The organism is Pseudomonas sp. 14P_8.1_Bac3 (genome assembly GCF_025466085.1).
Taxonomy (GTDB): Bacteria; Pseudomonadota; Gammaproteobacteria; order Pseudomonadales; family Pseudomonadaceae; genus Aquipseudomonas.
In genome coordinates, this window is the sequence record NZ_JANLOD010000032.1 from 1 (window position 1) to 24,500 (window position 24,500).

General features: G+C 59.1%; 19 protein-coding genes. 11 read left to right on the forward strand and 8 right to left on the reverse strand.

Annotation, left to right across the window (positions count from 1 at the left end; translation table 11 throughout):
* Window positions 1–437, reverse strand: a 437-nt coding sequence (locus NTD84_RS09425; protein WP_262164873.1) for a hypothetical protein, incomplete at its 3' end; no start/stop codon positions are given.
* Between the two features lie 593 nt (window positions 438–1,030).
* Between NTD84_RS09425 and NTD84_RS09430 the strand changes: the two genes are divergently transcribed.
* Window positions 1,031–1,576 carry a hypothetical protein gene (locus NTD84_RS09430; RefSeq protein WP_262164874.1) on the forward strand — a complete coding sequence of 182 codons (546 nt, stop codon included), beginning with the start codon at window positions 1,031–1,033 and terminating at the stop codon, window positions 1,574–1,576.
* Window positions 1,577–1,693: 117 nt separating this feature from the next.
* On the opposite strand, the gene NTD84_RS09435 is transcribed toward NTD84_RS09430, so the two are convergent.
* Together NTD84_RS09435 and NTD84_RS09440 are read right to left on the reverse strand one after the other, a co-directional pair.
* Window positions 1,694–3,259, reverse strand: coding sequence for a methyl-accepting chemotaxis protein (locus NTD84_RS09435; protein ID WP_262164875.1), 1,566 nt, complete (start codon window positions 3,257–3,259; stop codon window positions 1,694–1,696).
* 103 nt (window positions 3,260–3,362) lie between these two features.
* Window positions 3,363–4,154, reverse strand: coding sequence for a CPBP family intramembrane glutamic endopeptidase (locus tag NTD84_RS09440; RefSeq protein WP_262164876.1), 792 nt, complete (start codon window positions 4,152–4,154; stop codon window positions 3,363–3,365).
* A 567-nt stretch (window positions 4,155–4,721) separates the two neighbouring features.
* On the opposite strand from NTD84_RS09440, the gene NTD84_RS09445 reads away from it, so the two are divergent.
* Window positions 4,722–5,297 carry a hypothetical protein gene (locus NTD84_RS09445; protein WP_262164877.1) on the forward strand — a complete coding sequence of 192 codons (576 nt, stop codon included), beginning with the start codon at window positions 4,722–4,724 and terminating at the stop codon, window positions 5,295–5,297.
* Window positions 5,298–5,396: 99 nt separating this feature from the next.
* Here NTD84_RS09445 and acnA read toward each other — a convergent pair whose 3' ends face one another.
* Complete coding sequence (gene acnA / locus NTD84_RS09450) at window positions 5,397–8,138, reverse strand: aconitate hydratase AcnA (protein WP_262164878.1); 2,742 nt, start codon at window positions 8,136–8,138, stop codon at window positions 5,397–5,399.
* A gap of 222 nt (window positions 8,139–8,360) precedes the next feature.
* On the opposite strand from acnA, the gene rlmM reads away from it, so the two are divergent.
* Both rlmM and tusA read left to right on the forward strand, forming a co-directional pair.
* Window positions 8,361–9,434, forward strand: a complete 1,074-nt coding sequence (rlmM, locus tag NTD84_RS09455) for a 23S rRNA (cytidine(2498)-2'-O)-methyltransferase RlmM (RefSeq protein WP_262164879.1) — start codon at window positions 8,361–8,363, stop codon at window positions 9,432–9,434.
* A gap of 90 nt (window positions 9,435–9,524) precedes the next feature.
* A complete protein-coding gene (gene tusA, locus NTD84_RS09460; RefSeq protein WP_262164880.1) occupies window positions 9,525–9,776 on the forward strand; it encodes a sulfurtransferase TusA in 252 nt (83 codons plus the stop codon).
* On the opposite strand, the gene NTD84_RS09465 is transcribed toward tusA, so the two are convergent.
* Complete coding sequence (locus NTD84_RS09465; protein WP_262164881.1) at window positions 9,773–11,182, reverse strand: MATE family efflux transporter; 1,410 nt, start codon at window positions 11,180–11,182, stop codon at window positions 9,773–9,775. The genes tusA and NTD84_RS09465 overlap by 4 nt on opposite strands.
* Before the next feature lie 175 nt (window positions 11,183–11,357).
* Between NTD84_RS09465 and pdxB the strand changes: the two genes are divergently transcribed.
* Entirely contained in the window at window positions 11,358–12,500 is a 1,143-nt protein-coding gene (gene pdxB / locus NTD84_RS09470; RefSeq protein ID WP_262164882.1) for a 4-phosphoerythronate dehydrogenase PdxB, read from the forward strand.
* Between the two features lie 66 nt (window positions 12,501–12,566).
* Here pdxB and NTD84_RS09475 read toward each other — a convergent pair whose 3' ends face one another.
* Window positions 12,567–12,746 carry a PA1571 family protein gene (locus tag NTD84_RS09475; protein WP_262164883.1) on the reverse strand — a complete coding sequence of 60 codons (180 nt, stop codon included), beginning with the start codon at window positions 12,744–12,746 and terminating at the stop codon, window positions 12,567–12,569.
* Between the two features lie 256 nt (window positions 12,747–13,002).
* Between NTD84_RS09475 and NTD84_RS09480 the strand changes: the two genes are divergently transcribed.
* Window positions 13,003–14,796 carry an ABC transporter transmembrane domain-containing protein gene (locus NTD84_RS09480; protein ID WP_262164884.1) on the forward strand — a complete coding sequence of 598 codons (1,794 nt, stop codon included), beginning with the start codon at window positions 13,003–13,005 and terminating at the stop codon, window positions 14,794–14,796.
* Between the two features lie 139 nt (window positions 14,797–14,935).
* On the opposite strand, the gene NTD84_RS09485 is transcribed toward NTD84_RS09480, so the two are convergent.
* The gene (locus NTD84_RS09485; RefSeq protein WP_262164885.1) at window positions 14,936–16,864 is read right to left on the reverse strand and encodes a transglycosylase SLT domain-containing protein; all 1,929 of its coding nucleotides are present in this window, start codon (window positions 16,862–16,864) and stop codon (window positions 14,936–14,938) included.
* Between the two features lie 213 nt (window positions 16,865–17,077).
* Between NTD84_RS09485 and NTD84_RS09490 the strand changes: the two genes are divergently transcribed.
* Complete coding sequence (locus NTD84_RS09490; protein ID WP_262164886.1) at window positions 17,078–18,997, forward strand: ATP-binding cassette domain-containing protein; 1,920 nt, start codon at window positions 17,078–17,080, stop codon at window positions 18,995–18,997.
* A gap of 191 nt (window positions 18,998–19,188) precedes the next feature.
* Here NTD84_RS09490 and NTD84_RS09495 read toward each other — a convergent pair whose 3' ends face one another.
* Entirely contained in the window at window positions 19,189–19,626 is a 438-nt protein-coding gene (locus NTD84_RS09495; protein ID WP_262164887.1) for a universal stress protein, read from the reverse strand.
* Between the two features lie 104 nt (window positions 19,627–19,730).
* Between NTD84_RS09495 and NTD84_RS09500 the strand changes: the two genes are divergently transcribed.
* The 4 genes from NTD84_RS09500 to NTD84_RS09515 all read left to right on the forward strand — a co-directional run bounded on the left by NTD84_RS09500 (window position 19,731) and on the right by NTD84_RS09515 (window position 24,389).
* Complete coding sequence (locus NTD84_RS09500) at window positions 19,731–20,168, forward strand: hypothetical protein (RefSeq protein WP_262164888.1); 438 nt, start codon at window positions 19,731–19,733, stop codon at window positions 20,166–20,168.
* Between the two features lie 528 nt (window positions 20,169–20,696).
* On the forward strand, window positions 20,697–22,844 hold the full coding sequence (fadB, locus tag NTD84_RS09505) for a fatty acid oxidation complex subunit alpha FadB (RefSeq protein WP_262164889.1): 2,148 nt from the start codon (window positions 20,697–20,699) through the stop codon (window positions 22,842–22,844).
* Window positions 22,845–22,877: 33 nt separating this feature from the next.
* The gene (gene fadA, locus NTD84_RS09510) at window positions 22,878–24,053 is read left to right on the forward strand and encodes an acetyl-CoA C-acyltransferase FadA (RefSeq protein WP_096512656.1); all 1,176 of its coding nucleotides are present in this window, start codon (window positions 22,878–22,880) and stop codon (window positions 24,051–24,053) included.
* Between the two features lie 99 nt (window positions 24,054–24,152).
* A complete protein-coding gene (locus NTD84_RS09515) occupies window positions 24,153–24,389 on the forward strand; it encodes a DUF1653 domain-containing protein (RefSeq protein WP_262164890.1) in 237 nt (78 codons plus the stop codon).
* The last annotated feature ends 111 nt before the right edge of the window (window positions 24,390–24,500 follow it).

Sequence of the window (24,500 nt, forward strand, 5' to 3'; positions counted from 1 at the left end):
GGTCCATGACATTCGTATTTGCGGAAAACAGGAATGCCACGGAATTTGAACGGGGCTTGTGGGGTTGGCTGGACTACTCGATGGGGTCGAGGTGGTCCAGGGCACCGTTCACCGAAATCTCGATCGCCGAGATGATTAGTTCCAGGCCCAAACAGGGTATTGCGAATCGACCCTGACTCCTGGTCTGCCTTATCCGCGATGATCACGCAGGCCGACGCCGCGGCTTCGCTGGCAAAACCCAGCAGGTCTTGAACAGGCAGTTCAGGGTTGACGATGAAGAACGTGGAAGGCTGGCGCGGAAGGGCTTTGAGGTGGGCGAAGGTGAGATGGGCGTCATCGACGTTTCGGTCGGTGGCGTCGCCGGGTTTTTCAGTGCGAGGGCTTTCTTGCGCAGATACGTTATCCGCATTTGGAGGATCAGGGGTTACCTTTTGCATGCGTGATTTTTCCATAATGGGTGCCAACCGTTTCGCTGCTAAACGAAAAGGGAGGCAGCTGCACGCAGGTTAGCAGACCGGGGAAAATCACAAAGCCGGCGCACCCGAAGGTGCCCTGCGTACAGCCACCATCAGACCGCAGGCTAAAAAACACCTGTGAGATGGATGCATGTGCAGTGATTTATGCCGCAGGCTGCTAAACCCGACCACTGATGAGCAGTGGCAGGTCAACGATAGAACCCGAGATCAGGCTGCACAAGCCGGCGAAGTCTGGCTTACCTGTAGGCAATGGCGCAAGGTCGTGTGGCCTGCAAGAAGTGCAACTAAACACTTTTAAACAACTATCACCGAGTAGGTGATCCATCCGACCTACGAGTAGGAAAATGACGTTTGCGGTCGTAAATTGACGAAGCATCCGACATTTTTTTCAGTTCAACGGTCGGGAATTCTGGATAGCTTGCTGCACTCATTACCACGTAGAGGCATCATGTTTTATGCGAAGCCGAAGGCAGTCGAGGCATCAGCGGCACTCAGCAAAAAAACGGTCTACAGTTGCAAGGACGTTTGATTGAGCCTTCAAAGGGACCCCATTCATGGCAAACGGATACAGGACAAATTGGGAGATGGTTACTGCCGTCTCCGCAGTGGTCACTGCTGTTATCGCTTTAGGTCTGGGGATCTGGGACAGGACGGAGACCAGGAAGGCCAATGCCTTGTCGGTGAAGCCGATAATTTCTGTCGGAAGTCCAATTGAAACGATAGACGGCGTAAAACGCAGATCACTGACCATTACTAACAATGGTCTTGGGCCTGCCGATATAAAAGAAATTGAGTTTACTTCCCTTAATACGGGCAAAAAAATATCTGTCAAAGACCTGGAGTCGATATTTTCAGAGTTTGAGCTTGATCATAAGTATTTTGTAAGATCTTCATGGTCGTCTGAGTCTGTGCTGTTGCGTCAGGAGGAATCCAGTGTTTTGTTCTTCTTCAACTATCCTAAATCTGCGGCTCAAGCATATAACGTTGAAATGAATTACATTAGGGTGTTATGCCAGCTTTCATTGCGAATCAAATATTATTCTTTGTATGACGAACCTTATGAGTTGGTTTTGGATCGGCTTCATCGTGAAGGGTGCTAGTGCCTTCAGCGGGGTTTTGTACAGGCGATGAGGGCCTACCAGACAACATCACGTTCCCGGCTCCAATAAAAAACCCGGAAGCCGCCGCTGTCCGGGTTTTTGTCTTTCGGGTCGCAATCAGCGATTAAATCGCTCCACCAGCGAATACTGGGTATTCGCCGTCTTGGTCAGCTCTTCACTCAACAACGCCGAGTTCTGCGCCTGTTCCGAGGTTTGATCCGCCAGTTGTGAGATGTTGCTGATGTTGCGGCTGATCTCCTCGGCCACCGAGCTTTGCTCTTCCGTCGCAGCGGCAATCTGCGTGGTCATGTCGGTGATGTGCGCCACCGCTTCGCTGATCCCGATCAGCGCCTGATCCGCTTCCAGCACTCGTGCCACACCTTCCTCCGCCTGGCGATGCCCGGCTTCCATGGTTTGCACGGCGGTGCCCGCGGTTTGCTGCAACTTGGCGATCAGGGCGTGGATCTGCCCGGTGGATTCGCTGGTGCGTTGTGCCAGTTGACGCACTTCGTCCGCCACCACCGCAAACCCTCGACCCATCTCACCGGCACGCGCCGCTTCGATCGCGGCGTTCAACGCCAATAAGTTGGTCTGGTCGGCGATGCCTTTGATCACGTCGACCACGCCGCCGATTTCGTCGCTGTCCTTGGCCAGTTGCGTCACGGTCAGACCGGTTTCACCGACCACCACCGACAGGCGCTGAATGGCTTCGCGGGTTTCCCCGGCGATGTCACGACCGCGACCGGTCAGGCGATTGGCTTCCTGAGTGGCGTCAGCGGTGCGCTGTACATGGCTGGCCACTTCCTGGGTGGTGGCGGCCATCTGATTGACGGCGGTGGCCACTTGCTCGGTTTCGACGCGTTGACGCTCCAGGCCGGTGGAGCTGTCGTGGGCCAGGGTGTCGGACTGCCGAGCCTGCTCGGTCAGGTGCTCGGCGGTGTCCTGCAGACGGGTCAGGCAGGTTTTCAGGCGGGCTTCCTGGCTGAGGATCGACATCTCCAGACGCGCCTGGGCGCCACGGCTGTCGGTGTACATCTGCGCGATCAGCGGGTCGGAGGTGGTCTGTTCGGCCAGGCGCAACAAGCGCTTGAGGCCGCGCTGTTGCCAGCTCAGCCCCAGCAGGCCCAACGGCACCGAAAGACCGGCAGCCAGGGCAAAGCCCCACTGGGAGTTGAGCGTGGCACCGATCATGAAGCTCAGTTGACTGATCAGAATGAACGGCAGCCAGTCCTGCAGCACCGGCAACCATTTATCGGTGGACGGAATCGCTGACTTGCCCTGGTTGATGCGTTGGTAGAGCGCTTCGGCGCGCTGGATCTGTTCGGCGGTGGGTTTGATCCGCACCGACTCGTAGCCGATCACCTGGTTGCCTTCGAAGACCGGTGTGACGTAGGCGTTCACCCAATAGTGGTCACCGTTCTTGCAGCGATTCTTGACAATGCCCATCCATGGCAAGCCTTGTTTCAGTGTGCCCCACATGTGCGCGAACACCGCGGCCGGGACGTCGGGGTGGCGGACCTGGTTATGCGGCGCACGGATCAGCTCTTCACGGGTAAATCCACTGATTTCAGCGAATGCGTCGTTACAGTAGGTGATCACGCCTTTGGCGTCGGTGGTGGAAATCAACCGTTGCTGAGCCGGGAAGGTCCGTTCGCGTTGTGTAATGGGCTGGTTGTTACGCATGGCTTTTTCAATCCGCAAGGCTTTGAAAGGTTGTCGGCATGGTCGAGGATTTGTTGAACTTATTTTTCAATAATCGGCAGCGCCTCGCAAAACGGGCGTTGCGTCAGCCGGCCAGCATCGGATAAGTGAACAGGCCGAAATGCAGCAGATTCAAACCGAAATGCGTAGCGATGGCCGCCCCCAACCCGCCGAAACGATAGGCTAGACCGTAGCCGACGCCCGCCAGACCCGCCAGCAACACCCAGTGCCAGCCCGCGCCCAGATGCACCAGGCCAAACACCAGCGAGGAGAGCAGCAACGCCAGATGCTCGCCGTACGCCAGGTGCCTGAAGTAGCGGCTCAGACCGCCCTGGAGGTAGCCACGAAACAGCGATTCCTCCACCAGCGTCACCAGCAACAGGTTGTTGAACAGCCACAGCCAGGCCTGATCCGGCCATTTCGGTGCCCAACTGATCATCCCCAGCAGCAAGGCGCCGCCCAATGCCAATAGCGTGCTCAGCGCCAGTCCCAGCGCGGTGGCGTAGGCGCAAAGCCGCAGCGAACGCCGGCCGACAATCCACGGACAGACCAGCAACAGCCAGAAACCAATCAGCGGCTTGTCCAGGTTCAGGTACATCGAGAACTGCACGGCATCGTCGGTGAAGCGCTGCGGATGAATGCCGCGGCCGTTATAAAAACCCGGTAGCCAGTGCAGGGCCAGGGCCAGCGCCATGAAGACGAACAGGCCGTGACCGAGGTAGTGGCCAATGCGGACCTGTTGTTGGCGCGCGGCGAAACCGGCGGTCAGCAACAAGGCGACGGAAATGAGCGCGAGCCAGCCGAGATGGCCGTAAGTCAGGGCCAGGCCGTAGCCGAGGGAGAGAAGGACAAGCAAAGTCCATGGCAAAGAAAACATCTGAAGTCCTTATTACTGAGATTTTGCGAACGCCTTCGTCCATTGCGGGAGATTTGCTGGCTCGCTGTTGTTACTCGATTGTAGGATGAGTCCTACAGCTAGCGGATCTAAAAGAGTGGGGCTGTTCTGATTCGTAGATATTCTCATTTTTTACGCAGTAAAACGGCGAGTGAATGTTTATTGTTTGCAAGCGGCGCAGTTTTTTAACTCAACGTTCCGCATCGGACAGAGTGCAGCTCTGTCAGTCACTCGAATCTCATTAATAGGACTGAAAGGAAGGAACCTTATATGTCTAACGCCGCAAGCTATTTAGGACCACATGTAAAAAAAGGGCTACAAGCTAATACGAACTTGGGCAAGCGATGGGCTTGCGCCTGCAATTTTGAGTGTTTCAATAGTCGCATTGCTGATGGGTTTGATCGCCGTTTTTTTTGACGCAGCGTTGGTTGATGAGATAAACGGGTATTTCATAAGTTAGCGTTTAACATGTGAAGGCGTCTAGTTAGCGCACTTTCGTAGGTCGCTCCCTCAGTTTTGCAAGCTGGGGGGGGGTTGTGGAGGACTGAAATGCGACGCTTTAAAATCAAATTTATAAAGATGAAAATCCCTTACGGGTTCATGGTTTTTACTTGGCTGCCTGTTTTTTTGCTGGCTTGTATAGTTCCGTCGACCGCTGATTCACAGTTTTACCAGTTAGTGGAGAGAATGATTGATGAGCATCTCTTTGGCAACGTTGGGGTGTGGTCTTCGGCATTCCCTTTGACTTCAAAAGCTGTCGCAAACTATATATGTTTAGTGGCGCCGGTGTGTGCCGTGATTTTCACAATTGTGACGATGAGAAAGTCGGTTGTAGAAAGCTCGGATGTTGTTGAGTGGTCTGTGGGAAAACAAATTTTTATATTGATCTCTTTTTTGGGTTTGGTAGCGTTTGTATTTTATTTTGTTTTTATTGGTGGTAGAGATTTTGCAAGTCTTGGCAATCGGTACTCTTTTTTTGGTAATTATAAGATGGCCTTTGCATTGTTTTCTGTCGGAATTTTATATTTGTTGTATGTGATGACTCTTTTCGGATATCTCGCTTTTAAGATGCTTTTTATTGTCGTATTTAGATGTGCTCAGGTAAATATTTTTCGTAACAGGTGAAGATGTTTATTGTTGTAATGCGCGCGCATTTGCCTGCCCATTGCGCGAAAAAATCTACTTGAATATGGGGTTGGCCATGGCTCAACCCCATAAAATTGGTCAAGACGCAATCAACTGCCGCAACACATAATGCAAAATCCCCCCCGCCTTGAAGTACTCGACTTCATTCAGCGTGTCGATCCGGCACAACACCTCGATCTTCTCGCGGCTGCCGTCTTCACGGGTGATGAGCAGCGTCAGGTTCATTCTCGGTGTCAGTTCGACGCCGGTCAGGCCAAGGATGTCCACGGTTTCCTTGCCGGTCAGATTGAGGCTCTTGCGGTTTTGATCCAGCTTGAATTGCAGCGGCAGCACGCCCATGCCTACCAGGTTGGAACGGTGGATCCGCTCGAAGCTTTCCGCAATCACCGCTTTCACGCCCAGCAGGTTGGTGCCTTTGGCGGCCCAGTCGCGGCTCGAGCCGGTGCCGTATTCCTGGCCGGCGATGACCACCAGCGGCGTGCCCGACGCTTGATAGCGCATGGCCGCGTCGTAGATCGCCATCCTTTCGCCGGTGGGAATGTAGATCGTGTTCCCGCCTTCCTCACCGCCGAGCATTTCGTTGCGAATGCGGATGTTGGCGAAGGTGCCGCGCATCATCACTTCATGGTTGCCGCGACGGGAGCCGTAGGAGTTGAAGTCCCGGGGTTCCACGCCTTTCTCCCGCAGGTAGTTGCCTGCCGGGCTGTCAGACTTGATGTTGCCGGCCGGGGAGATGTGGTCCGTGGTGACCGAGTCGCCGAGCAGCGCGAGAACCCGGGCACCGGCAACGTCCTTGACCACGGGTGGCGGGCCGCCGATGTCGTCGAAAAACGGCGGGTGCTGGATGTAGGTCGAATCGTCCTGCCAGACATACGTCGCCGCTTGCGGCACTTCGATCGCCTGCCATTGCTCGTCGCCGGCAAACACTTCTGCGTATTCCTTGTGGAACATCGCGGTGTTGACCTTGTTCACCGCGTCGGCGATTTCCTGGGTGCTTGGCCAGATGTCCCGTAGATAAACCGGGTTGCCATCCTTGTCGTCGCCCAGTGGTTCGCTGCTGATATCGATGCGTACCGTGCCGGCCAGCGCATACGCGACCACCAGCGGCGGGGAGGCCAGCCAGTTGGTTTTCACCAGCGGATGCACCCGGCCTTCGAAGTTGCGGTTACCCGACAGCACCGAGGCAACCGTCAGGTCGGCCTTCTGGATGGCTTTTTCGATCGGCTCCGGCAACGGCCCCGAGTTGCCGATGCACGTGGTGCAGCCATAGCCGACCAGGTCGAAACCGAGTTGATCCAGGTACGGGGTCAGGCCGGCTGCCTTGTAATAGTCGGTGACCACTTTAGAGCCGGGGGCCAGCGAGCTTTTCACCCACGGTTTGCGCTTGAGGCCTTTTTCCACGGCTTTTTTCGCCACCAGGCCGGCGGCCATCATCACGCTCGGGTTGGAGGTGTTAGTGCACGACGTGATCGCAGCGATCACCACCGCGCCGTTTTTCAGGCGAAAGGTGTGGCCTTCGTACTCGTAGTCGGCTTCGCCGACCAGGTCGGCATTGCCCACCGCAACGCCGCCCCCGCCCTCGCTTTCCAGGCGACCTTCTTCCTTGCTGGTGGGTTTGAATTGCAGGCCGAGAAAGTCGCTGAACGCCTGGGCGACATTGGGCAGCGACACCCGGTCCTGCGGCCGTTTCGGCCCGGCGAGGCTGGCTTCGACGCTGGCCATGTCCAGGGCCAGGCTGTCGGTGAACACCGGTTCCTTGCCCGGCAGGCGCCACAAGCCTTGGGCCTTGCTGTAGGCCTCGACCAGTTTCACGGTTTGCAGTGGCCGGCCAGACAGGCGCAGGTATTCCAGCGTCACTTCGTCCACCGGGAAGAAGCCGCAGGTGGCGCCGTATTCCGGGGCCATGTTGGCGATGGTCGCACGGTCGGCCAGCGGCAAATCGGCCAGGCCGTCGCCGTAGAACTCGACGAATTTGCCGACCACGCCTTTCTTGCGCAGCATTTGCGTGACGGTCAGCACCAGGTCAGTGGCGGTGATGCCTTCCTTCAGCTTGCCGGTGAGTTTGAAGCCGATCACTTCCGGAATCAGCATCGACACCGGTTGGCCGAGCATCGCCGCTTCCGCTTCAATCCCGCCGACGCCCCAGCCAAGGACCCCGAGGCCATTGATCATGGTGGTGTGGGAATCGGTGCCGACCAGGGTGTCGGGGAACGCGTATGTGCGACCGTCCTCGTCCTTGGTCCAGACGGTGCGTCCCAGGTATTCAAGGTTGACCTGGTGACAGATGCCGGTACCGGGCGGCACCACGCTGAAGTTGTCGAAGGCGCTCTGACCCCAGCGCAGGAAGGCGTAGCGTTCGCCGTTGCGCTGCATTTCAATGTCGACGTTCTGGCCGAAGGCGCTCGCGCTGCCGAACTTGTCGACCATCACCGAGTGGTCGATCACCAGGTCCACCGGTGACAGCGGATTGATTCGCTGCGGGTCGCCGCCGGCCTTGGCCATGGCCGCGCGCATGGCGGCCAGGTCGACCACTGCGGGCACGCCGGTAAAGTCCTGCATCAATACCCGCGCCGGGCGGTACTGGATTTCACGATCGGAACGGCGCTCCTTGAGCCAGGCCGCAATCGCCCGGAGGTCGGCGCCGGTGACGGTCTTTTCGTCTTCCCAGCGCAGCAGGTTTTCCAGCAACACTTTCAACGACATCGGCAGCTTGTCGAGGTCACCGAGGCTTTTGGCGGCGTCGGGCAGACTGAAGTAATGGTAGGTTTTGTCGTCGACTTGCAGGGTTTTAAGGGTTTTCAGGCTATCGAGGGACGGCATTACGATCACTCCTTTTCGTCCGCACGGATACGGACTGAGGGGACGGGCAGAGCATTAAACCTAGCCCTGTTTTAAGTAGCTGGCTAATAACTGGACTCTATCGACAGTACCGAGGTTCCGAACTCGGCTATCATGCGCCGGTTTTCGTGACAGGCTTTGCTTCAACGCAAGCCTGGGCATCGCGCAGTGGCTGAATTCTTCGCCAACTGCCCAGGAGTAAGAATGAACACCCTCTTTATGCATTGCCGGCCGGGCTTCGAAGGCGAAGTCTGTTCCGAGATCTCCGAACACGCCGCGCGGCTGAACGTGGCCGGTTATGCCAAGGCCAAGGCCGCCAGCGCCTGTGCCGAATTCATCTGCACCGAAGAAGACGGCGCCGAGCGCCTGATGCGCGGCCAGCATTTCACCGATCTGATTTTTCCGCGGCAGTGGGCCCGGGGGATTTTCATCGACCTGCCGGAAACCGACCGCATCAGCGTGATCCTGGCGCATATGGCGGACTTTCCGCTGTGTGGCAGCCTGTGGCTGGAAATGGTCGACACCAACGATGGCAAGGAACTGTCGAACTTCTGCAAGAAATTCGAAGTGCACCTGCGCAAGGCACTGATGGCCGCGGGCAAACTGGTGGAAGACGCCCACAAGCCGCGCCTGTTGCTGACCTTCAAAAGCGGTCGCGAAGTGTTCATGGGCCTGGCCGAGTCGAACAATTCGGCGATGTGGCCGATGGGCATCCCGCGGCTGAAGTTTCCCCGCGAGGCCCCGAGCCGCTCGACCTTGAAGCTGGAGGAGGCGTGGCACCACTTCATCCCGCGCGACCAGTGGGACGAGCGCCTGCACAGCGACATGACCGGCGTCGACCTCGGTGCGGCGCCGGGTGGCTGGACCTGGCAACTGGTCAACCGTGGCATGCTGGTGACCGCCATCGACAACGGCCCGATGGCCGAAAGCCTGATGGAGACAGGCCTGGTGCAGCATTTGATGGCCGACGGTTTCACCTACAAGCCTCGGCAACCGGTGGACTGGATGGTCTGCGACATCGTCGAGAAACCCGCGCGCAACGCAGCGATGCTGGAAGAGTGGATCGGCGAGGGCCATTGCCGCGAGGCCGTGGTCAACCTCAAGTTGCCGATGAAACAGCGTTACGCTGAGGTGAAACGCTTGCTCGAGCGTATTGCCGATGGTTTCAAGGAACGCGGGATTCGCGTCGAGATCGGCTGCAAGCAGCTGTATCACGACCGCGAAGAAGTCACGTGCCACCTGCGCCGGCTCGACGTCAAGAAACCGAAATCCCGCTGACATCCCGGCTCCTACAGGGATGGCGTCATGCCACAGATGACCGAATACCCGGCAATGCGCGACAATGCCGGCCAGTTTCAGGAGTAAATCATGAGTGAACTGCTTGATAGGCCGGTAGACGGCACCCTCGACGCCACCGGCCTCAACTGCCCGGAGCCGGTGATGATGTTGCACCAGCACATCCGCGACCTGGCCCCCGGTGGGCTGCTCAAGGTGATCGCCACCGACCCGTCGACCCGGCGCGACATTCCCAAGTTCTGCGTATTCCTCGACCACGAGCTGGTCGGGCAGCATGAAGAGGCCGGCACGTACCTCTACTGGATTCGCAAGAAGCTCGCTTAACCCGCCGCATGGCTCATGCGGATCCGCTTGCGCGCACTGCGCGTCAGGCGGATCGACAGCATCAGCGCGGCGCAGCTCAGGCCGACGATCAAGCCCTGCCACAACCCGCTCGGGCCGCTCGGCGTGCCGAGCCAGTCGGTCAGGCCTAGCGCGTAGCCCACCGGCAAACCAATGCCCCAGTAGGCGAATAGGGTCAGGATCATCGTCACCCGCGTGTCCTGATAACCGCGCAATGCTCCGGCGGCCGTGACTTGGATCGCATCGGAAAACTGGAACAACGCCGAATACACGATCAACATTGCGGCCACGTGGATCACCGTCGGGTCCGCCGTGTAGATGGTTGCAATGTGTTCGCGCAACAACAGCATCAGGCTCGCGGAAATACAGGCGTAAGCCAGCGCGGTGCCCATGCCGACCCCGGCGGCGAATCGGGCTTCCCGCGGTTCCTGGCGGCCAAGTGCCTGGCCGACGCGCACCGTCACGGCCATGCCGAGGGAGTAGGGAATCATGAACACCAGCGAGCTGAAGTTCAGCGCGATCTGGTGCCCGGCCACCACCGTGGCGCCCAGGCTGCCGATCAGCAGGGCGATCACCGCGAAGATGCTCGACTCGGCGAACACCGCGATGCCGATCGGCAGGCCGATGCCCAGCAGGCGTTTGATCACCGACCATTGCGGCCAGTCGAAGCGGCTGAACAATTCGCTCGACTGATAGGCCGGCGCCCAGCGTTCCCAACCAGCCATGCCCAGCGCCATCACCCACATCACGATCGCCGTGGCCCAGCCGCAACCGACTCCGCCCATCGCTGGCACACCGAAGTGGCCATAAATGAACACGTAGTTCAGCGGGATATTCAGTGCCAGGCCGCACAAGCCCAGGACCATCGCCGGACGCGTGCGCCCCAGGCCATCACTGAAACAGCGCAGCACGTGATAGAACGCGACGGCAGGCAAACCGCTGGCGATGCCGTGCAGGTATTGCATGCACGGCCCGATCAGTTCCGGATCGACCTTCATGATGTGCAGGATCGGCTCGGCGCTGAACAGCAGCGTGGTCGCGATCAAGCCGACGACCAGCGCCAGCCACAGCGCCTGACGCACGATCGGACCGATTTCGCTGTGGGTGCCGGCGCCGAAACGCTGGGCGACTTTTGGCGTGGTGGCCAGCAGTGTGCCGGTCATCAGTAGGAACACCGGGACCCAGATCGAGTTGCCCAGCGCCACCGCCGCCAGGTCTCGCGGCCCGACACGGCCGGCCATCACCGCATCGACAAAGCCCATCGCCGTGGTGGCCAGTTGCGCGATCATGATCGGCAGCGCCAGGCCGAGCAGGTTGTTCAGCTCCAGGCGAACCCGGGCCGGGCGAGAGAGGGAAATGGCAGCAGGTTGCTCAGTCACTGAGTTCAAGGGCGAAACGTCCAGAATTTTTGATGCACGAGGCGGCGCATTCTACGCGTTGACGCAGCGGTCAGGAAAAATCCTCTGTTACCGATTTGTAATCCTCCGGCTTTCCCTGTAGGAGCGGTGCTAGGCGTCACCCACCATCTCCGCCTACACTGCCGATCCGCCAAAGGAGCCTGCCATGCTGATTGTTGCCGACGAAAATATTCCGCTGCTCGATGCGTTCTTCGAAGGTTTCGGTGAAATCCGCCGGATGCCGGGACGTTCCATCGACCGCGCCAGCGTCGAACAGGCCGACGTCTTGCTGGTGCGTTCAGTGACCAACGTCAATCGCTCGCTTCTCGAGGGCAGCAAGGTGCGCTTCGTCGGCACCTGCACCATTGGCACCGATCACCTGGACCTCGATTACTTTCAGCAGGCCGGCATCACCTGGTCCAGCGCCCCCGGCTGCAATGCCCGCGGCGTGGTCGACTATGTGCTGGGCAGTTTGCTGACCCTTGCCGAAATCGAAGGCGCCGACCTCACCCAGCGTACCTACGGTGTGGTGGGGGCGGGCGAAGTGGGCGGTCGCCTGGTCAAGGTCCTGCAAGGGCTGGGCTGGAACGTGCTGGTCTGTGATCCGCCACGGCAAGCCGCCGAAGGGGGCGATTTCGTCAGCCTCGAACAGATCGTTGAACAGTGCGATGTCATCAGCCTGCATACGCCGTTGCAAAAACATGGCGCCGGATCGACCTGGCACCTGTTCGACAAGAGTCGTCTGAACCAGCTAAAACCTGGCGCCTGGCTGATCAACGCCAGCCGTGGCCCGGTGGTGGATAACGCGGCCCTGTGCGAGGTGTTGCTGCAGCGCGAGGACCTGCAGGCGGTGCTGGACGTCTGGGAAGGCGAGCCCGAGGTCGATGTCGCGCTGGCGGAGCTCTGCGTGCTGGCGACACCGCACATCGCCGGTTACAGCCTTGACGGCAAACAGCGCGGGACGGCGCAGATCTATCAGGCGTATTGCGAGTTTCTCGGGCAACCGGCGCAGGTCAGCCTGAGCGATTTGTTGCCGGCGCCGTGGCTGTCGCAAGTGACCTTGCACGCCGACAGCGATCCCGCCTGGGCGCTGGCGATGTTGTGCCGGGGCGTGTACGACCCGCGCCGTGATGACGCGGATTTCCGCCGCAGCCTTGTAGGCAGCGTGAGCGAACAGCGTGCGGCGTTTGATCGGTTGCGCAAGTATTATCCGTCGCGCCGGGAAATCGATGGGTTGCAGGTGCGGATCGAGGGGGAGGCGCCAGCGTTGTTGAAGATTGTGGCGGCGTTGGGGGCGACGGCTGTCTGACCATTGCTGATTTTCACCCACAAAAAACCCGGCCATCAGGGCCGGGTCAAGAAGACGGTGGCTATATCAATCTTGTTTGGCAGTCTTGACCAATCGCTTCTCCAGTTCGCGGCAGGCGTCCTGGATCATGCCTTCAGTGATCGGTACTTCACGGCCGTTTTCGTCAATGATTGAGCAACCCAGAGACTGGTCTGGCTGTGTGCGGATCACTTGAATCTTGTCATCGCTACTGTTTTGCAAGGACATTGCCTGTCTCCTCATCAGGTTGTGTGCCTACTGTAGAACCGCCAGGTGACCGGGCTGTGACAACTCCCTGCGATCATGTCGGGGCGGCAATGCCAGTCGACCAGAAATTCTGCGACGTTACCACCCGGACTTTAGATCGATAGCATCTAGGGTATGGTCCTTGCGGTCATAATTAACCTGACTCATTGTGATTTACAGAGTTCCCCCCCATTGAACAAGTAGAGCTGGCCCCTTAACTCGCGAACTGGACAACCCGATGCTTTCTGCCCGTCACCGCCGCGCCATTCGCCTGGCCAGTCGTTTCCTCGTGCCGTATCGCTGGCAGTCCCTTGGCGCCTTGCTCGCACTGATTGTCACCGCAGGCATCACCTTGTCCATGGGGCAGGGGATTCGCTTGTTGGTCGATCAGGGGTTCATGACCCGGTCGCCACACTTGCTCAACCAGACCATTGGTCTGTTCATGCTGCTGGTGCTAGGCCTGGCATTCGGCACGTTTGCACGTTTTTACCTGGTTTCCTGGATCGGCGAACGGGTGGTGGCCGATATCCGCCGCCAGGTGTTCAACCATCTGGTTTACCTGCATCCGGGGTTCTACGAGGACAATCGCAGCTCCGAGATTCAGTCGCGCCTGACCACCGACACCACGTTGCTGCAATCGGTGATCGGCTCGTCGTTGTCGCTGTTCCTGCGCAATCTGCTGATGGTGATCGGCGGGATTGTGTTGCTGTTCATCACCAATCCCAAGCTCACCAGCATCGTCGTGGTGGCCTTGCCGTTGGTGATTGCGCCGATCCTGATCTTCGGCCGACGGGTGCGCAGTCTGTCCCGTCTGAGCCAGGACCGGATTGCCGATATCGGCAGCTACGTCTCCGAAACCCTCGGCCAGATCAAAACCGTGCAGGCCTACAACCATCAGGTTCAGGACGAGCAGCGATTTGCCGTCACCGTGGAAGAGGCGTTCGACACCGCTCGCAAGCGCATTTTCCAACGCGCCTGGCTGATTACCCTGGTGATCGTGCTGGTGTTGGGGGCGGTCGGTGTGATGTTGTGGGTCGGCGGCATGGACGTGATGGCCGGGCGGATTTCCGCGGGTGAGCTGGCGGCGTTTGTCTTCTACAGCCTGATCGTCGGCAGCGCCTTCGGCACATTGAGCGAAGTGATCGGCGAATTGCAGCGCGCCGCCGGGGCCGCCGAGCGGATTGCCGAGCTGTTGCGCTCGGAAAACATCATTCAGCCTCCGAGCGCCGGCCTGGTGACATTGCCCGAGCGCGTCACCGGCAATCTGCAGCTGCAAGACGTGCGCTTTTCCTACCCGTCGCGTCCTGAAAGCTATGCCATCGATGGCTTGAATCTGACCATCAACGCCGGGGAAACCCTGGCATTGGTCGGGCCGTCCGGCGCGGGAAAGTCAACGGTCTATGACCTGTTGCTGCGTTTTTATGACCCGGCTGAAGGCCGCATCCTGCTCGACGGTGTGCCGTTGACCCAGCTCGATCCCCTCGACTTGCGTCGTTGCTTCGCCTTGGTCTCGCAATCCCCGGCGCTGTTCTTTGGCAGCATCGAAGAGAACATCCGCTACGGCAATCCTACGGCAAGCCTGGCGCAGGTCCAGGAAGCGGCAAAAATCGCCTACGCCCACGACTTCATCGAGGCGATGCCCCACGGTTACCAGACGCATCTGGGCGACGCAGGCCTCGGCCTGTCCGGCGGCCAGCGCCAACGCCTGGCGATTGCCCGTGCGCTGCTGGTGGACGCGCCGATCCTGCTGCTCGACGAAGCCACCAGCGCCCTCGACGCCCAGAGCGAGCACCTGATCCAGCAAGCCCTGCCCAGCCTGATGAAAAATCGCACGACCCTGGTCATCGCCCACCGCTTGGCCACCGTGAAAAACGCCGACCGGATCGCTGTGATGGACCAAGGGAAACTGGTGGCGGTGGGGACGCATCAGGAATTGATTGCAAGCAATGCGCTGTATGCGCGGTTGGCGGCGTTGCAATTCAATGATGGGCATGAAGCTTCGCCCCATCAGACGATCACGCAAAACCTGTAGGAGCCGGCTTGCTGGCGATGGATTCAAGCGCGCCGCGTTCATTCAGGCTGCACGCGTTATCGTTAACGACCATCGCGAGCAAGCTCGCTCCTACGAAAGGCCTGCTTCAATGCGGGCATTTTCAGCGCTTCAGACAGGCTCACTGATCATCAAAATAGCGCTCATGCCAATCCACCAGCGGCTGCGGCGAGTTGAGCTTCTGGCCGTAGATCACCGAATAGGACAGTACGTTCTGCACATACTGGCGGGTTTCGTCGAACGGTATGCTTTCGACCCAGACATCGAAACTCAGATGATCCGCACCGCGTAGCCACTGGCGCACGCGACCGGGGCCTGCGTTGTAGGCGGCGGAGGCGAGGACACGGTTGCCGTTGAACTGGCTGTGTACCTGGCTCAGGTAGGCGGCGCCGAGCTGGATGTTCTTGTCCGGGTCGAACACCTGCTGTGGCGAGGCCAGCGGAATACTGAACTTGCGCGCGGTTTCCTTGGCGGTGCCCGGCATCAGTTGCATCAGACCGCTGGCGCCGACGCCTGAGCGGGCGTCGTCCATGAAGGCGCTCTCCTGACGGGTAATGGCGAACACCCAGCTCGAATGCAGGCCGCGAATCTTGGCTTCGCGCACCAGGGTTTCGCGGTGGGCCATCGGGAATCGGATGTCGAGATCGTCCCAATACTGCGCCTGGCTGATGGTGCGGATCGCCGGGAAGTACCATTTCAGGTCGTAGGCCAGTTTCGCCTGGGCGACCATCTCGTCACGGTTGAAGTGGCGGCTGACGTGATACCACTCGCGACGACCGTCGACGATCTGCCCACGGGCATGAAACTCCAGGGCTCGACGCACGCCCGGGGTGTTGCGCACCTTGTTGATGAGCGCCTGGCTGAGCACCAGCGGTTTGTTGACCAGCGAGTAGGGCAACTGCGACCGGTCAGCCGCGAGGAAGCCATAGAAATCGCGCTCACGGGCGAGGCCTTTGTAAAGCGTCTGCGCTTCCGGGTTCTGCGGCTGCGCCAGCTCCAGGCTGCGGGCCTGCCAGTAGCGCCAGCGGTTGGTGGTCGCCAGGTCTTGCGGCAAGCGGCGGGTCAACTGGTAGGCGTCGTCCCAGCGGGCCAGGCGCAGCAGCAGGCGCAAGCGCCATTCGGACACCGTGTTGTCGCGCAACTCCGGGTCGTACTTGGTCATTACGTCCAATGCGCGCGGATCGAAACGACGGGCCAGGGTCAAACCGATTTCCCGGGCGATCGCGACTTTTTCATCACGGGAGAAGTGCATGCTGCTGGCGTAACCGTCCAGCAACTCCATGGCTTTGTCCGGATCCTGCTTGGCCAGACGGCGTAGGCCGAGGCTGACGATGTCGGACATCGGTTCGTCGGCCGGGGTGAAGCGCGACGGCTGGTTGAGCAACTCAGGTTTTTGCGCCACATCCACCAGCAGGCGACCGCGCGGGGCCAGGGTAGTCAGGCCGCTGATCAGGCTGTTGGCCAGCGGGTAGTTACGGGCCTGGGCGGCCAGTTTCGTGCGCTCCCAGCGTTTCTGCTCGGTCAGTTGGCCATCGGCCGCCCAGACGCCGAACAAGCCGTCGCATGCGGCGGGCAAGGATTTACCGGTCAGCCAGAGTTTATTGGCGTTGGCGTAACCTTCGGCTTTCTGGTTGCTGCCGATCTGATATTGCGCGTTCAGGCAGTCCAGCTCGGTGAAATTGAGCTTGGGGTCGTAATATTTGACGAAGGTTGCCCAGTCGCCACGATCGGCCAGCCAGCGCAACCAACGCAATTTCATCCAGTTGGCCTGGGGCAGGTCACCGTGCTCGGCGAGGAATTTCTCGATCTCGGCGTTACTCGCGGTTTTCAGGCGCGCGGTCAATTCGTCATAGGCCAGGTACGGCTCCAGCGGGTAATCGCTGAGCGCCTGGCTGTAACGGAAATAAGGGCCGGTGTCACCCTTGGCCAAGGCCCGCTTGGCTTCATCGTAATATTGGCGCTGGGTGGAGAGGTCCACCGCCTGGACGGTTTGAACGGCAGTGGCAGAAAGAAGCAAACACGATAAAAGACTGAAAAGGCGACTGCGCATGAGACATCCGGGCAGAGAAATCATGACAAGCGCGGGGCATGCCCGCGCTGAATAATCTGTAGCTTAGCCTTTTGCCAGCAACGGGCGAAAGCTTTGCGGCCCCGTCTGCATCAGTTCGCAACATTTGTCATGCAGAGTGTCGCGAAGGTGAAATTGCCGGCCTTCTGAAGCCTCAAGTCAGGTAGAATGCGCGCCCGGTTTTTGGAGAAGCTCATGACCCTGCTCAAATTCAGCGATGTGTCCCTTGCTTTCGGCGCTATGCCGTTGTTGGACAAGGTGTCCTGGCAGATCGCCCGTGGTGAGCGGGTGTGCATCATCGGCCGCAACGGCACTGGCAAGTCCAGCATGATGAAGCTCGTCAAGGGCGACCAGAAGCCCGATGACGGCTCCGTTTGGCGCGCGCCCGGCCTCAAGATTGGCGAATTGCCGCAAGAATTGCCGGTAGCCGACGAGCGGACCGTGTTCGACGTGGTGGCCGAAGGCCTGGACGGTGTCGGCGAGCTGCTCGCGCAGTATCACCACTTGAGCCAGAACATCGTCACCGACGCCGACCTGGACAAACTGATGCATGTCCAGCACGACCTCGAAGCCCGCGATGGCTGGCGTTTGCAGCAACTGGTCGACAGCACCCTGAGCCGTCTGCAGTTGCCCGCCGACAAGACCCTCGCCGAATTGTCCGGTGGCTGGCGTCGCCGCGTCCTGCTGGCCCAGGCGTTGGTTTCCGAGCCGGATCTGCTGCTGCTCGACGAACCCACTAACCACCTGGACATCGGTGCGATTGCCTGGCTCGAAGAGGCGCTGAAAGATTTCCAGGGCGCCGTGCTGTTCATCACGCACGACCGTTCATTCCTGCAGAACCTGGCCACCCGCATCCTCGAACTGGACCGCGGCGGCCTGATCGACTGGAACGGCGACTACGCCAGTTTCCTCGTGCACAAGGAAGCGACGCTGGCGGCTGAAGAAACCGCCAACGCACTGTTCGACAAGAAACTGGCCCAGGAAGAAGTCTGGATCCGCCAGGGCATCAAGGCCCGCCGCACCCGTAACGAAGGTCGCGTCCGCGCCCTGAAAGCCTTGCGTGTCGAGCGCAGCGAGCGTCGTGAGCGCACCGGCAAGGCCAACATTCAGCTGGATACCGCCGACAAGTCCGGCAAGCAGGTCATGGTCCTCGAGAATGTGAGTTTCGCTCACCCGGGCGGCCCGTTCCTGATCAAGGATTTCTCGATGGTCCTGCAGCGCGGTGACCGTATCGGTCTGCTCGGCGCCAACGGTACCGGCAAGACCACGCTGCTGAAACTGATGCTCAGCGGTCTGCAACCCACCAGCGGCAAAGTGGAAGAGGGGACACGCATCGACGTGGCCTACTTCGACCAGTTGCGCCATCAGCTGGACCTGGAAAAGACCGTGATCGACAACGTCGCCGAAGGTCGCGACTTCATCGACATCGATGGTCAGAGCCGTCACGTGCTGAGCTACCTCGGCGACTTCCTGTTCAGCCCGCAGCGTGCCCGCACGCCGGTCAAGGCGCTGTCCGGTGGTGAGCGTGCTCGTCTGTTGCTGGCGAAACTGTTCAGCAAGCCAGCCAACCTGCTGGTCCTCGACGAACCGACCAACGACCTCGACGTGGAAACCCTCGAACTGCTGGAAGAGGTCTTGCTGACCTTCAACGGCACCGTGCTGATGGTCAGCCACGACCGGGCATTCCTCGACAACGTGGTCACCAGCACCCTGGTCTTCGAAGGTGAAGGCAAGGTTCGCGAATACGTCGGTGGTTACCAGGACTGGCTCCGTCAGGGCGGCTCGCCGCGCCTGCTGGGCGTGACCGAAAGCAAGTCCGGCAAGGCTGACCTGACGTCGGCGGTCGTGACCGCCGAAGCGGCGCCGGTGGCCCCGGTAGTCGAGGCGCCAGCGGCGAAAAAGAAACTCAGCTACAAGCATCAGCGCGAACTGGAAATGCTGCCGGGTCAGATCGAAGCCATGGAGCAGCAGATCGCCGCGGTTGAAGCGCAGATGGCGGATTCCGCGTTCTATCAGCGCCCGGCTGCCGAGACGGCTGCCGTGATCGCTCAGCTTGAGCAATTGCAAGCTGAACTCGACGTGATGGTCGAGCGTTGGGCTGAACTGGATGCCTGATTGATCCAGTAACAAAAAAAGCCCGGCTTCACCTGTGTGAATGCCGGGCTTTTCATAGGCAATGTGATCGCGTCGATCCCTGTAGGAGCGAGCTCGCTCGCGATGGTCGCGAACGATGACACTGGGTGCCAGACACCCAGCGGCGCTCCCGGGTCCATCGCGAGCGAGCTCGCTCCTACAGGGGGCGGTGTTCAGCTTTTGATCAGGCGCACCGCGAGGACATCGCATGGCGCACCGTGCAGCACGTCATTGGCGGTGGAGCCTAGCAGCAGCGCCAGGCCATGCCGGCCATGGCTGCCGACCACAATGAGATCGCAGGCCTGCTCTTTGGCCAGGTGATGGATCTCCTGACGTGGCTGGCCGTAGGTCAGGTGGCTGTATTCCTTGGTGAGTTCCGGATACTTCACGATCAGCCGGTCAAGACGCTCCTTGGCCTGATCGAATTGTTGCTGCTGCAACTGGGAAAGGTCCATCGGCACGTCGCCGCCAAAAGCCATGGCCATCGGCTCGACAATGTGCACCAGGGACAATTTCGCGCCGCTGCTCACCGAGAGTTCGCGAGCGCGATGGATGACAGGATCGCACTCTTCGGTTAGATCTACAGCGACCAAAATGTGGGTGTAGGGCATGAGGTGCTCCTCCTGAGAATTGCAATAAGGGTAAGTATGGCTGGTTTCAAGCGCATTGTTTTCAAAGTGACCCAAAGCGCCCGTCAAGAATCGGGAGTACACATATGACGGTCTGGATAGTGGTGTCAATCCTGTTGGTGGTGTTGAGCCCGCTGGCATGGCTGCGACCGTCCCGTGGCCAGAGCGGACGCATGGCCCTGCGCATGGAGGCCCGCCGCATCGGCCTGGCCATGCAACTGGCGCCTCAGGAATGGCCGCACTGGCTCAGTCCGGAGCCGCCAAGCCCGTGTGCGCAGTACCATCGGCCGCGTCGCAGCAACCAGCCGGTGTGCTGGAGTTACTGGCAGAAGTCGCCGGGGATGTGGGTGAACCAGTGGCAGGAGGTCTGCAAGGACCAGGCGCTGCTCAATCATTTCGAAAAATTGCCGGCCAATGTCTACAAGGTCGAAGCCGACAAGCAAATGATCACGCTGTACTGGGGCGAGAAGGGCGAAGCGACCGTTTTGCAACAAATCGATGCCACTCTCAAAGCGTTAGCCTGAACCCGGCCGGGTGATGGGGCGACGGCGTTTCGTCAGGCAATAAAAAGCCCGACATTCATCATCGGGCTGGAGTTGGCCAGGCAGGCCGGTAATTCGCTGTGCGCAGATCTTACGCCGACATTCGTCTCGCGCGTTCAAAATTTTTCCTCGGTCCTACGCCAGCGTAGCCTTTTAAACAAAGACTGCAGCGAATTAGGGCGACTTTTCTAACTATTGATTCTATGAATGGCCTGGCATGCGGCTGCTTATTGTGGGCCGTCGTGGTGCGCAAATGACCGGAAAGTCGAGTTCAAGCCCGCATTTTGGGCGATTGACAATTGTCTGAAATTCCGTGAAGGTGGCGTACCCAAATCAAACGGGCGTATGAATTGAGCGTTTGCATTGCAGACCGTTCCTACAGAATCCCGACTATCGCGTTGGCGGGTGTGTTGGGTGGATGGGCGTAGCATCGACGATAAATGTCCCTGCCAAGCCATTCGCCTGCGTCCGACGTGTACTGTTCAGCTTCCATATCGTGGAGATCAGTTGATGATTTACGAAGGTAAAGCCATCACGGTTAAGGCTCTTGAAAGTGGCATCGTCGAATTGAATTTCGACCTCAAGGGTGAGTCCGTCAACAAGTTCAACCGTCTAACCCTGAACGAACTGCGTCAGGCCGTAGACACCATCAAGGCAGATGCTTCGATCAAGGGTGTGATCGTCAGCAGCGGCAAGGACGTCTTCATCGTCGGCGCCGACATCACCGAATTCGTCGAGAACTTCAAGCTGCCTGATGCCGAGCTGGTTGCTGGCAATCTGGAAGCCAACAAGATTTTCAGTGATTTCGAAGATCTCAATGTCCCGACCGTTGCCGCGATCAACGGCATCGCCCTGGGCGGCGGTCTGGAAATGTGCCTGGCGGCGGACTACCGCGTCATGTCCACCACGGCCAAGATCGGTCTGCCGGAAGTCAAGTTGGGCATCTACCCAGGCTTCGGCGGTACCGTTCGCCTGCCGCGTCTCATCGGTGCCGACAATGCCATCGAGTGGATTGCCGCCGGCAAGGAAAACCGTGCTGAAGACGCTCTGAAAGTGGGCGCCGTCGACGCCGTGGTTGCTCCCGAGAAACTGCAGGCGGCCGCTCTGGAACTGATCCAGCGCGCCATTTCCGGCGAGTTCGATTACAAAGCCAAGCGTCAGCCGAAGCTGGAAAAGCTGAAACTGAACGCGATCGAACAAATGATGGCTTTCGAAACCGCCAAAGGTTTCGTCGCTGGCCAGGCGGGCCCGAACTACCCGGCGCCGGTTGAAGCGATCAAGACCATTCAGAAAGCCGCCAACTTCGGTCGGGACAAGGCACTGGAAGTCGAAGCCGCCGGTTTCGTCAAACTGGCCAAGACCTCTGCCGCGCAAAGCTTGATCGGTCTGTTCCTGAACGATCAGGAACTGAAGAAAAAGGCCAAGGCCTACGATGAAATCGCCAAGGACGTGAAGCAGGCCGCCGTACTGGGCGCCGGCATCATGGGTGGCGGCATAGCTTATCAGTCGGCGTCCAAAGGCACACCGATTCTGATGAAGGACATCAATGAGCACGGCATCGAGCAAGGCCTGGCTGAAGCCGCCAAGCTGCTGGTGAGCCGTGTCGACAAAGGTCGTATGACCGCGGCGAAAATGGCTGAAGTCCTCAACGGCATTCGTCCAACCTTGTCTTACGGCGACTTCGGTCACGTGGACCTGGTGGTCGAGGCGGTCGTCGAGAACCCCAAGGTCAAGCAAGCCGTGCTGGCTGAAGTCGAAGACAAGGTCAAAGAGGACACCATCCTCGCGTCCAACACTTCGACCATTTCCATTACCTTGCTGGCCAAGGCCCTCAAGCGTCCGGAAAACTTCGTCGGCATGCACTTCTTCAACCCGGTGCACATGATGCCGCTGGTTGAAGTGATCCGCGGCGAGAAGTCCAGCGAGCTGGCGGTCGCCACCACCGTGGCCTACGCCAAAAAAATGGGCAAGAACCCGATCGTGGTCAACGACTGCCCGGGCTTCCTGGTCAACCGCGTGCTGTTCCCGTACTTCGGCGGTTTCGCCAAGCTGGTCAGCGCCGGTGTGGACTTCGTCCGTATCGACAAGATCATGGAAAAGTTCGGCTGGCCGATGGGCCCGGCGTACCTGATGGACGTGGTCGGCATCGACACCGGTCATCACGGTCGTGACGTGATGGCTGAAGGCTTTCCGGACCGCATGAAAGACGACCGTCGTTCGGCTGTCGACGTGCTCTATGAAGCCAAGCGCCTGGGCCAGAAGAATGGCAAGGGCTTCTACGCCTACGAGACCGACAAGAAAGGCAAGCAGAAGAAAGTCGCCGATCCATCGGTGCTGGAAGTGCTCAAGCCGATCGTTTACGAGCAGCGCGAAGTCACTGACGAAGACATCATCAACTGGATGATGATCCCGCTGTGCCTGGAAACCGTGCGTTGCCTGGAAGACGGCATCGTCGAAACCGCCGCCGAAGCCGACATGGGTCTGGTCTACGGTATTGGTTTCCCTCCATTCCGTGGCGGTGCGCTGCGCTACATCGACTCGATTGGTGTTGCGGAGTTCGTGGCCCTGGCTGACCAGTACGCTGATTTGGGCGCGCTGTACCACCCGACCGCAAAACTGCGTGAAATGGCCAAAACCGGCCAACGGTTCTTCGGTTAAGCGTCCAAACGACTAGAGCGAGAGTGAAATTTTATGAGCTTGAATCCTAGAGACGTCGTGATTGTCGACTTCGGTCGTACTCCGATGGGCCGCTCCAAGGGCGGCATGCACCGCAACACCCGTGCCGAAGACATGTCGGCACACTTGATCAGCAAATTGCTGGAACGCAACGTCAAGGTCGACCCGAACGAAGTCGAAGACGTGATCTGGGGCTGCGTGAACCAGACCCTGGAGCAGGGCTGGAACATCGCCCGTATGGCGTCGCTGATGACCCAGATCCCGCACACTTCGGCCGGCCAGACCGTCAGCCGCCTGTGTGGTTCGTCCATGAGCGCACTGCACACCGCCGCGCAAGCGATCATGACCGGCAACGGCGACGTGTTCGTGGTCGGCGGCGTCGAGCACATGGGCCACGTGAGCATGATGCACGGTGTCGATCCGAACCCGCACATGTCGCTGTACGCGGCGAAAGCCTCGGGCATGATGGGCCTGACCGCGGAAATGCTCGGCAAAATGCACGGCATTACCCGCGAACAACAGGACGCCTTTGGCGTGCGCTCCCACCAACTCGCCCACAAGGCGACCGTGGAAGGCAAGTTCAAAGATGAAATCATCCCGATGCAGGGTTACGACGAGAACGGTTTCCTGAAACTGTTCGACTACGACGAAACCATTCGTCCGGAAACCACCCTGGAAAGCCTGGCGGCATTGAAGCCAGCGTTTAACCCGAAGGGCGGCACCGTGACGGCCGGTACGTCGTCGCAGATCACCGACGGTGCTTCGTGCATGATCGTGATGTCGGCGCAGCGTGCACAGGACCTGGGCATCCAGCCTCTGGCGGTCATCCGTTCGATGGCAGTGGCGGGTGTGGACCCGGCAATCATGGGCTATGGTCCAGTACCGGCAACACAAAAAGCACTGAAACGCGCAGGTCTTGGCATTAACGATATCGACTTCTTCGAGCTCAACGAAGCTTTCGCTGCACAGGCCCTGCCAGTGCTGAAAGATCTGAAAGTGCTCGACAAGATGAACGAGAAGGTTAACCTGCACGGCGGCGCCATTGCCCTGGGTCACCCGTTCGGTTGCTCCGGTGCACGTATTTCCGGCACCCTGTTGAACGTGATGAAGCAAAATGGCGGCACCTTCGGGGTAGCTACCATGTGCATTGGTCTCGGCCAAGGCATCTCCACCGTCTTCGAACGCGTCTAAGCGTTCCGTTGATGGAAGCCGGGGCCAAGTGCCCCGGTTTTTGTTTTTCTGAATTTATTTTTGTTTTTATTTTGAAAAGATTTGAGTGAGGGCCGAAGCATGCCGATACAACCTGGGCTCTACCAACATTACAAAGGTCCGCAGTACCGTGTATTCAGTATTGCGCGGCATTCGGAAACCGAGGAAGAAGTGGTCTTCTACCAAGCCCTGTATGGCGATTACGGCTTTTGGGTGCGTCCCTTGAGCATGTTCCTGGAGTCGGTCGAGGTTGACGGCGAGCAGGTGCCACGCTTTGCTTTGGTGCAAGCCGAACCGAGCGTTTTTTCGAAGGCATAAGCGGAGTGCGCGCAAAACCCTGCGCTTGACCTCACCTTGTAGCCACTATATATAGCGGTGCCGCGTCAGGCGCCAACCGCCTTTCACTTCTAGAATTCAGGAATTTTCTGA

Excerpts from the sequence above, each read along its gene's own strand:
- NTD84_RS09430 (WP_262164874.1), top strand. The coding sequence starts at position 1,031 with ATGGCAAACGGATACAGGACAAATTGGGAGATGGTTACTGCCGTCTCC.
- NTD84_RS09435 (WP_262164875.1), bottom strand. The coding sequence starts at position 3,259 with ATGCGTAACAACCAGCCCATTACACAACGCGAACGGACCTTCCCGGCT.
- NTD84_RS09440 (WP_262164876.1), bottom strand. The coding sequence starts at position 4,154 with ATGTTTTCTTTGCCATGGACTTTGCTTGTCCTTCTCTCCCTCGGCTAC.
- NTD84_RS09445 (WP_262164877.1), top strand. The coding sequence starts at position 4,722 with ATGCGACGCTTTAAAATCAAATTTATAAAGATGAAAATCCCTTACGGG.
- acnA (WP_262164878.1), bottom strand. The coding sequence starts at position 8,138 with ATGCCGTCCCTCGATAGCCTGAAAACCCTTAAAACCCTGCAAGTCGAC.
- rlmM (WP_262164879.1), top strand. The coding sequence starts at position 8,361 with ATGAACACCCTCTTTATGCATTGCCGGCCGGGCTTCGAAGGCGAAGTC.
- tusA (WP_262164880.1), top strand. The coding sequence starts at position 9,525 with ATGAGTGAACTGCTTGATAGGCCGGTAGACGGCACCCTCGACGCCACC.
- pdxB (WP_262164882.1), top strand. The coding sequence starts at position 11,358 with ATGCTGATTGTTGCCGACGAAAATATTCCGCTGCTCGATGCGTTCTTC.
- NTD84_RS09475 (WP_262164883.1), bottom strand. The coding sequence starts at position 12,746 with ATGTCCTTGCAAAACAGTAGCGATGACAAGATTCAAGTGATCCGCACA.
- NTD84_RS09480 (WP_262164884.1), top strand. The coding sequence starts at position 13,003 with ATGCTTTCTGCCCGTCACCGCCGCGCCATTCGCCTGGCCAGTCGTTTC.
- NTD84_RS09485 (WP_262164885.1), bottom strand. The coding sequence starts at position 16,864 with ATGCGCAGTCGCCTTTTCAGTCTTTTATCGTGTTTGCTTCTTTCTGCC.
- NTD84_RS09490 (WP_262164886.1), top strand. The coding sequence starts at position 17,078 with ATGACCCTGCTCAAATTCAGCGATGTGTCCCTTGCTTTCGGCGCTATG.
- NTD84_RS09495 (WP_262164887.1), bottom strand. The coding sequence starts at position 19,626 with ATGCCCTACACCCACATTTTGGTCGCTGTAGATCTAACCGAAGAGTGC.
- NTD84_RS09500 (WP_262164888.1), top strand. The coding sequence starts at position 19,731 with ATGACGGTCTGGATAGTGGTGTCAATCCTGTTGGTGGTGTTGAGCCCG.
- fadB (WP_262164889.1), top strand. The coding sequence starts at position 20,697 with ATGATTTACGAAGGTAAAGCCATCACGGTTAAGGCTCTTGAAAGTGGC.
- fadA (WP_096512656.1), top strand. The coding sequence starts at position 22,878 with ATGAGCTTGAATCCTAGAGACGTCGTGATTGTCGACTTCGGTCGTACT.
- NTD84_RS09515 (WP_262164890.1), top strand. The coding sequence starts at position 24,153 with ATGCCGATACAACCTGGGCTCTACCAACATTACAAAGGTCCGCAGTAC.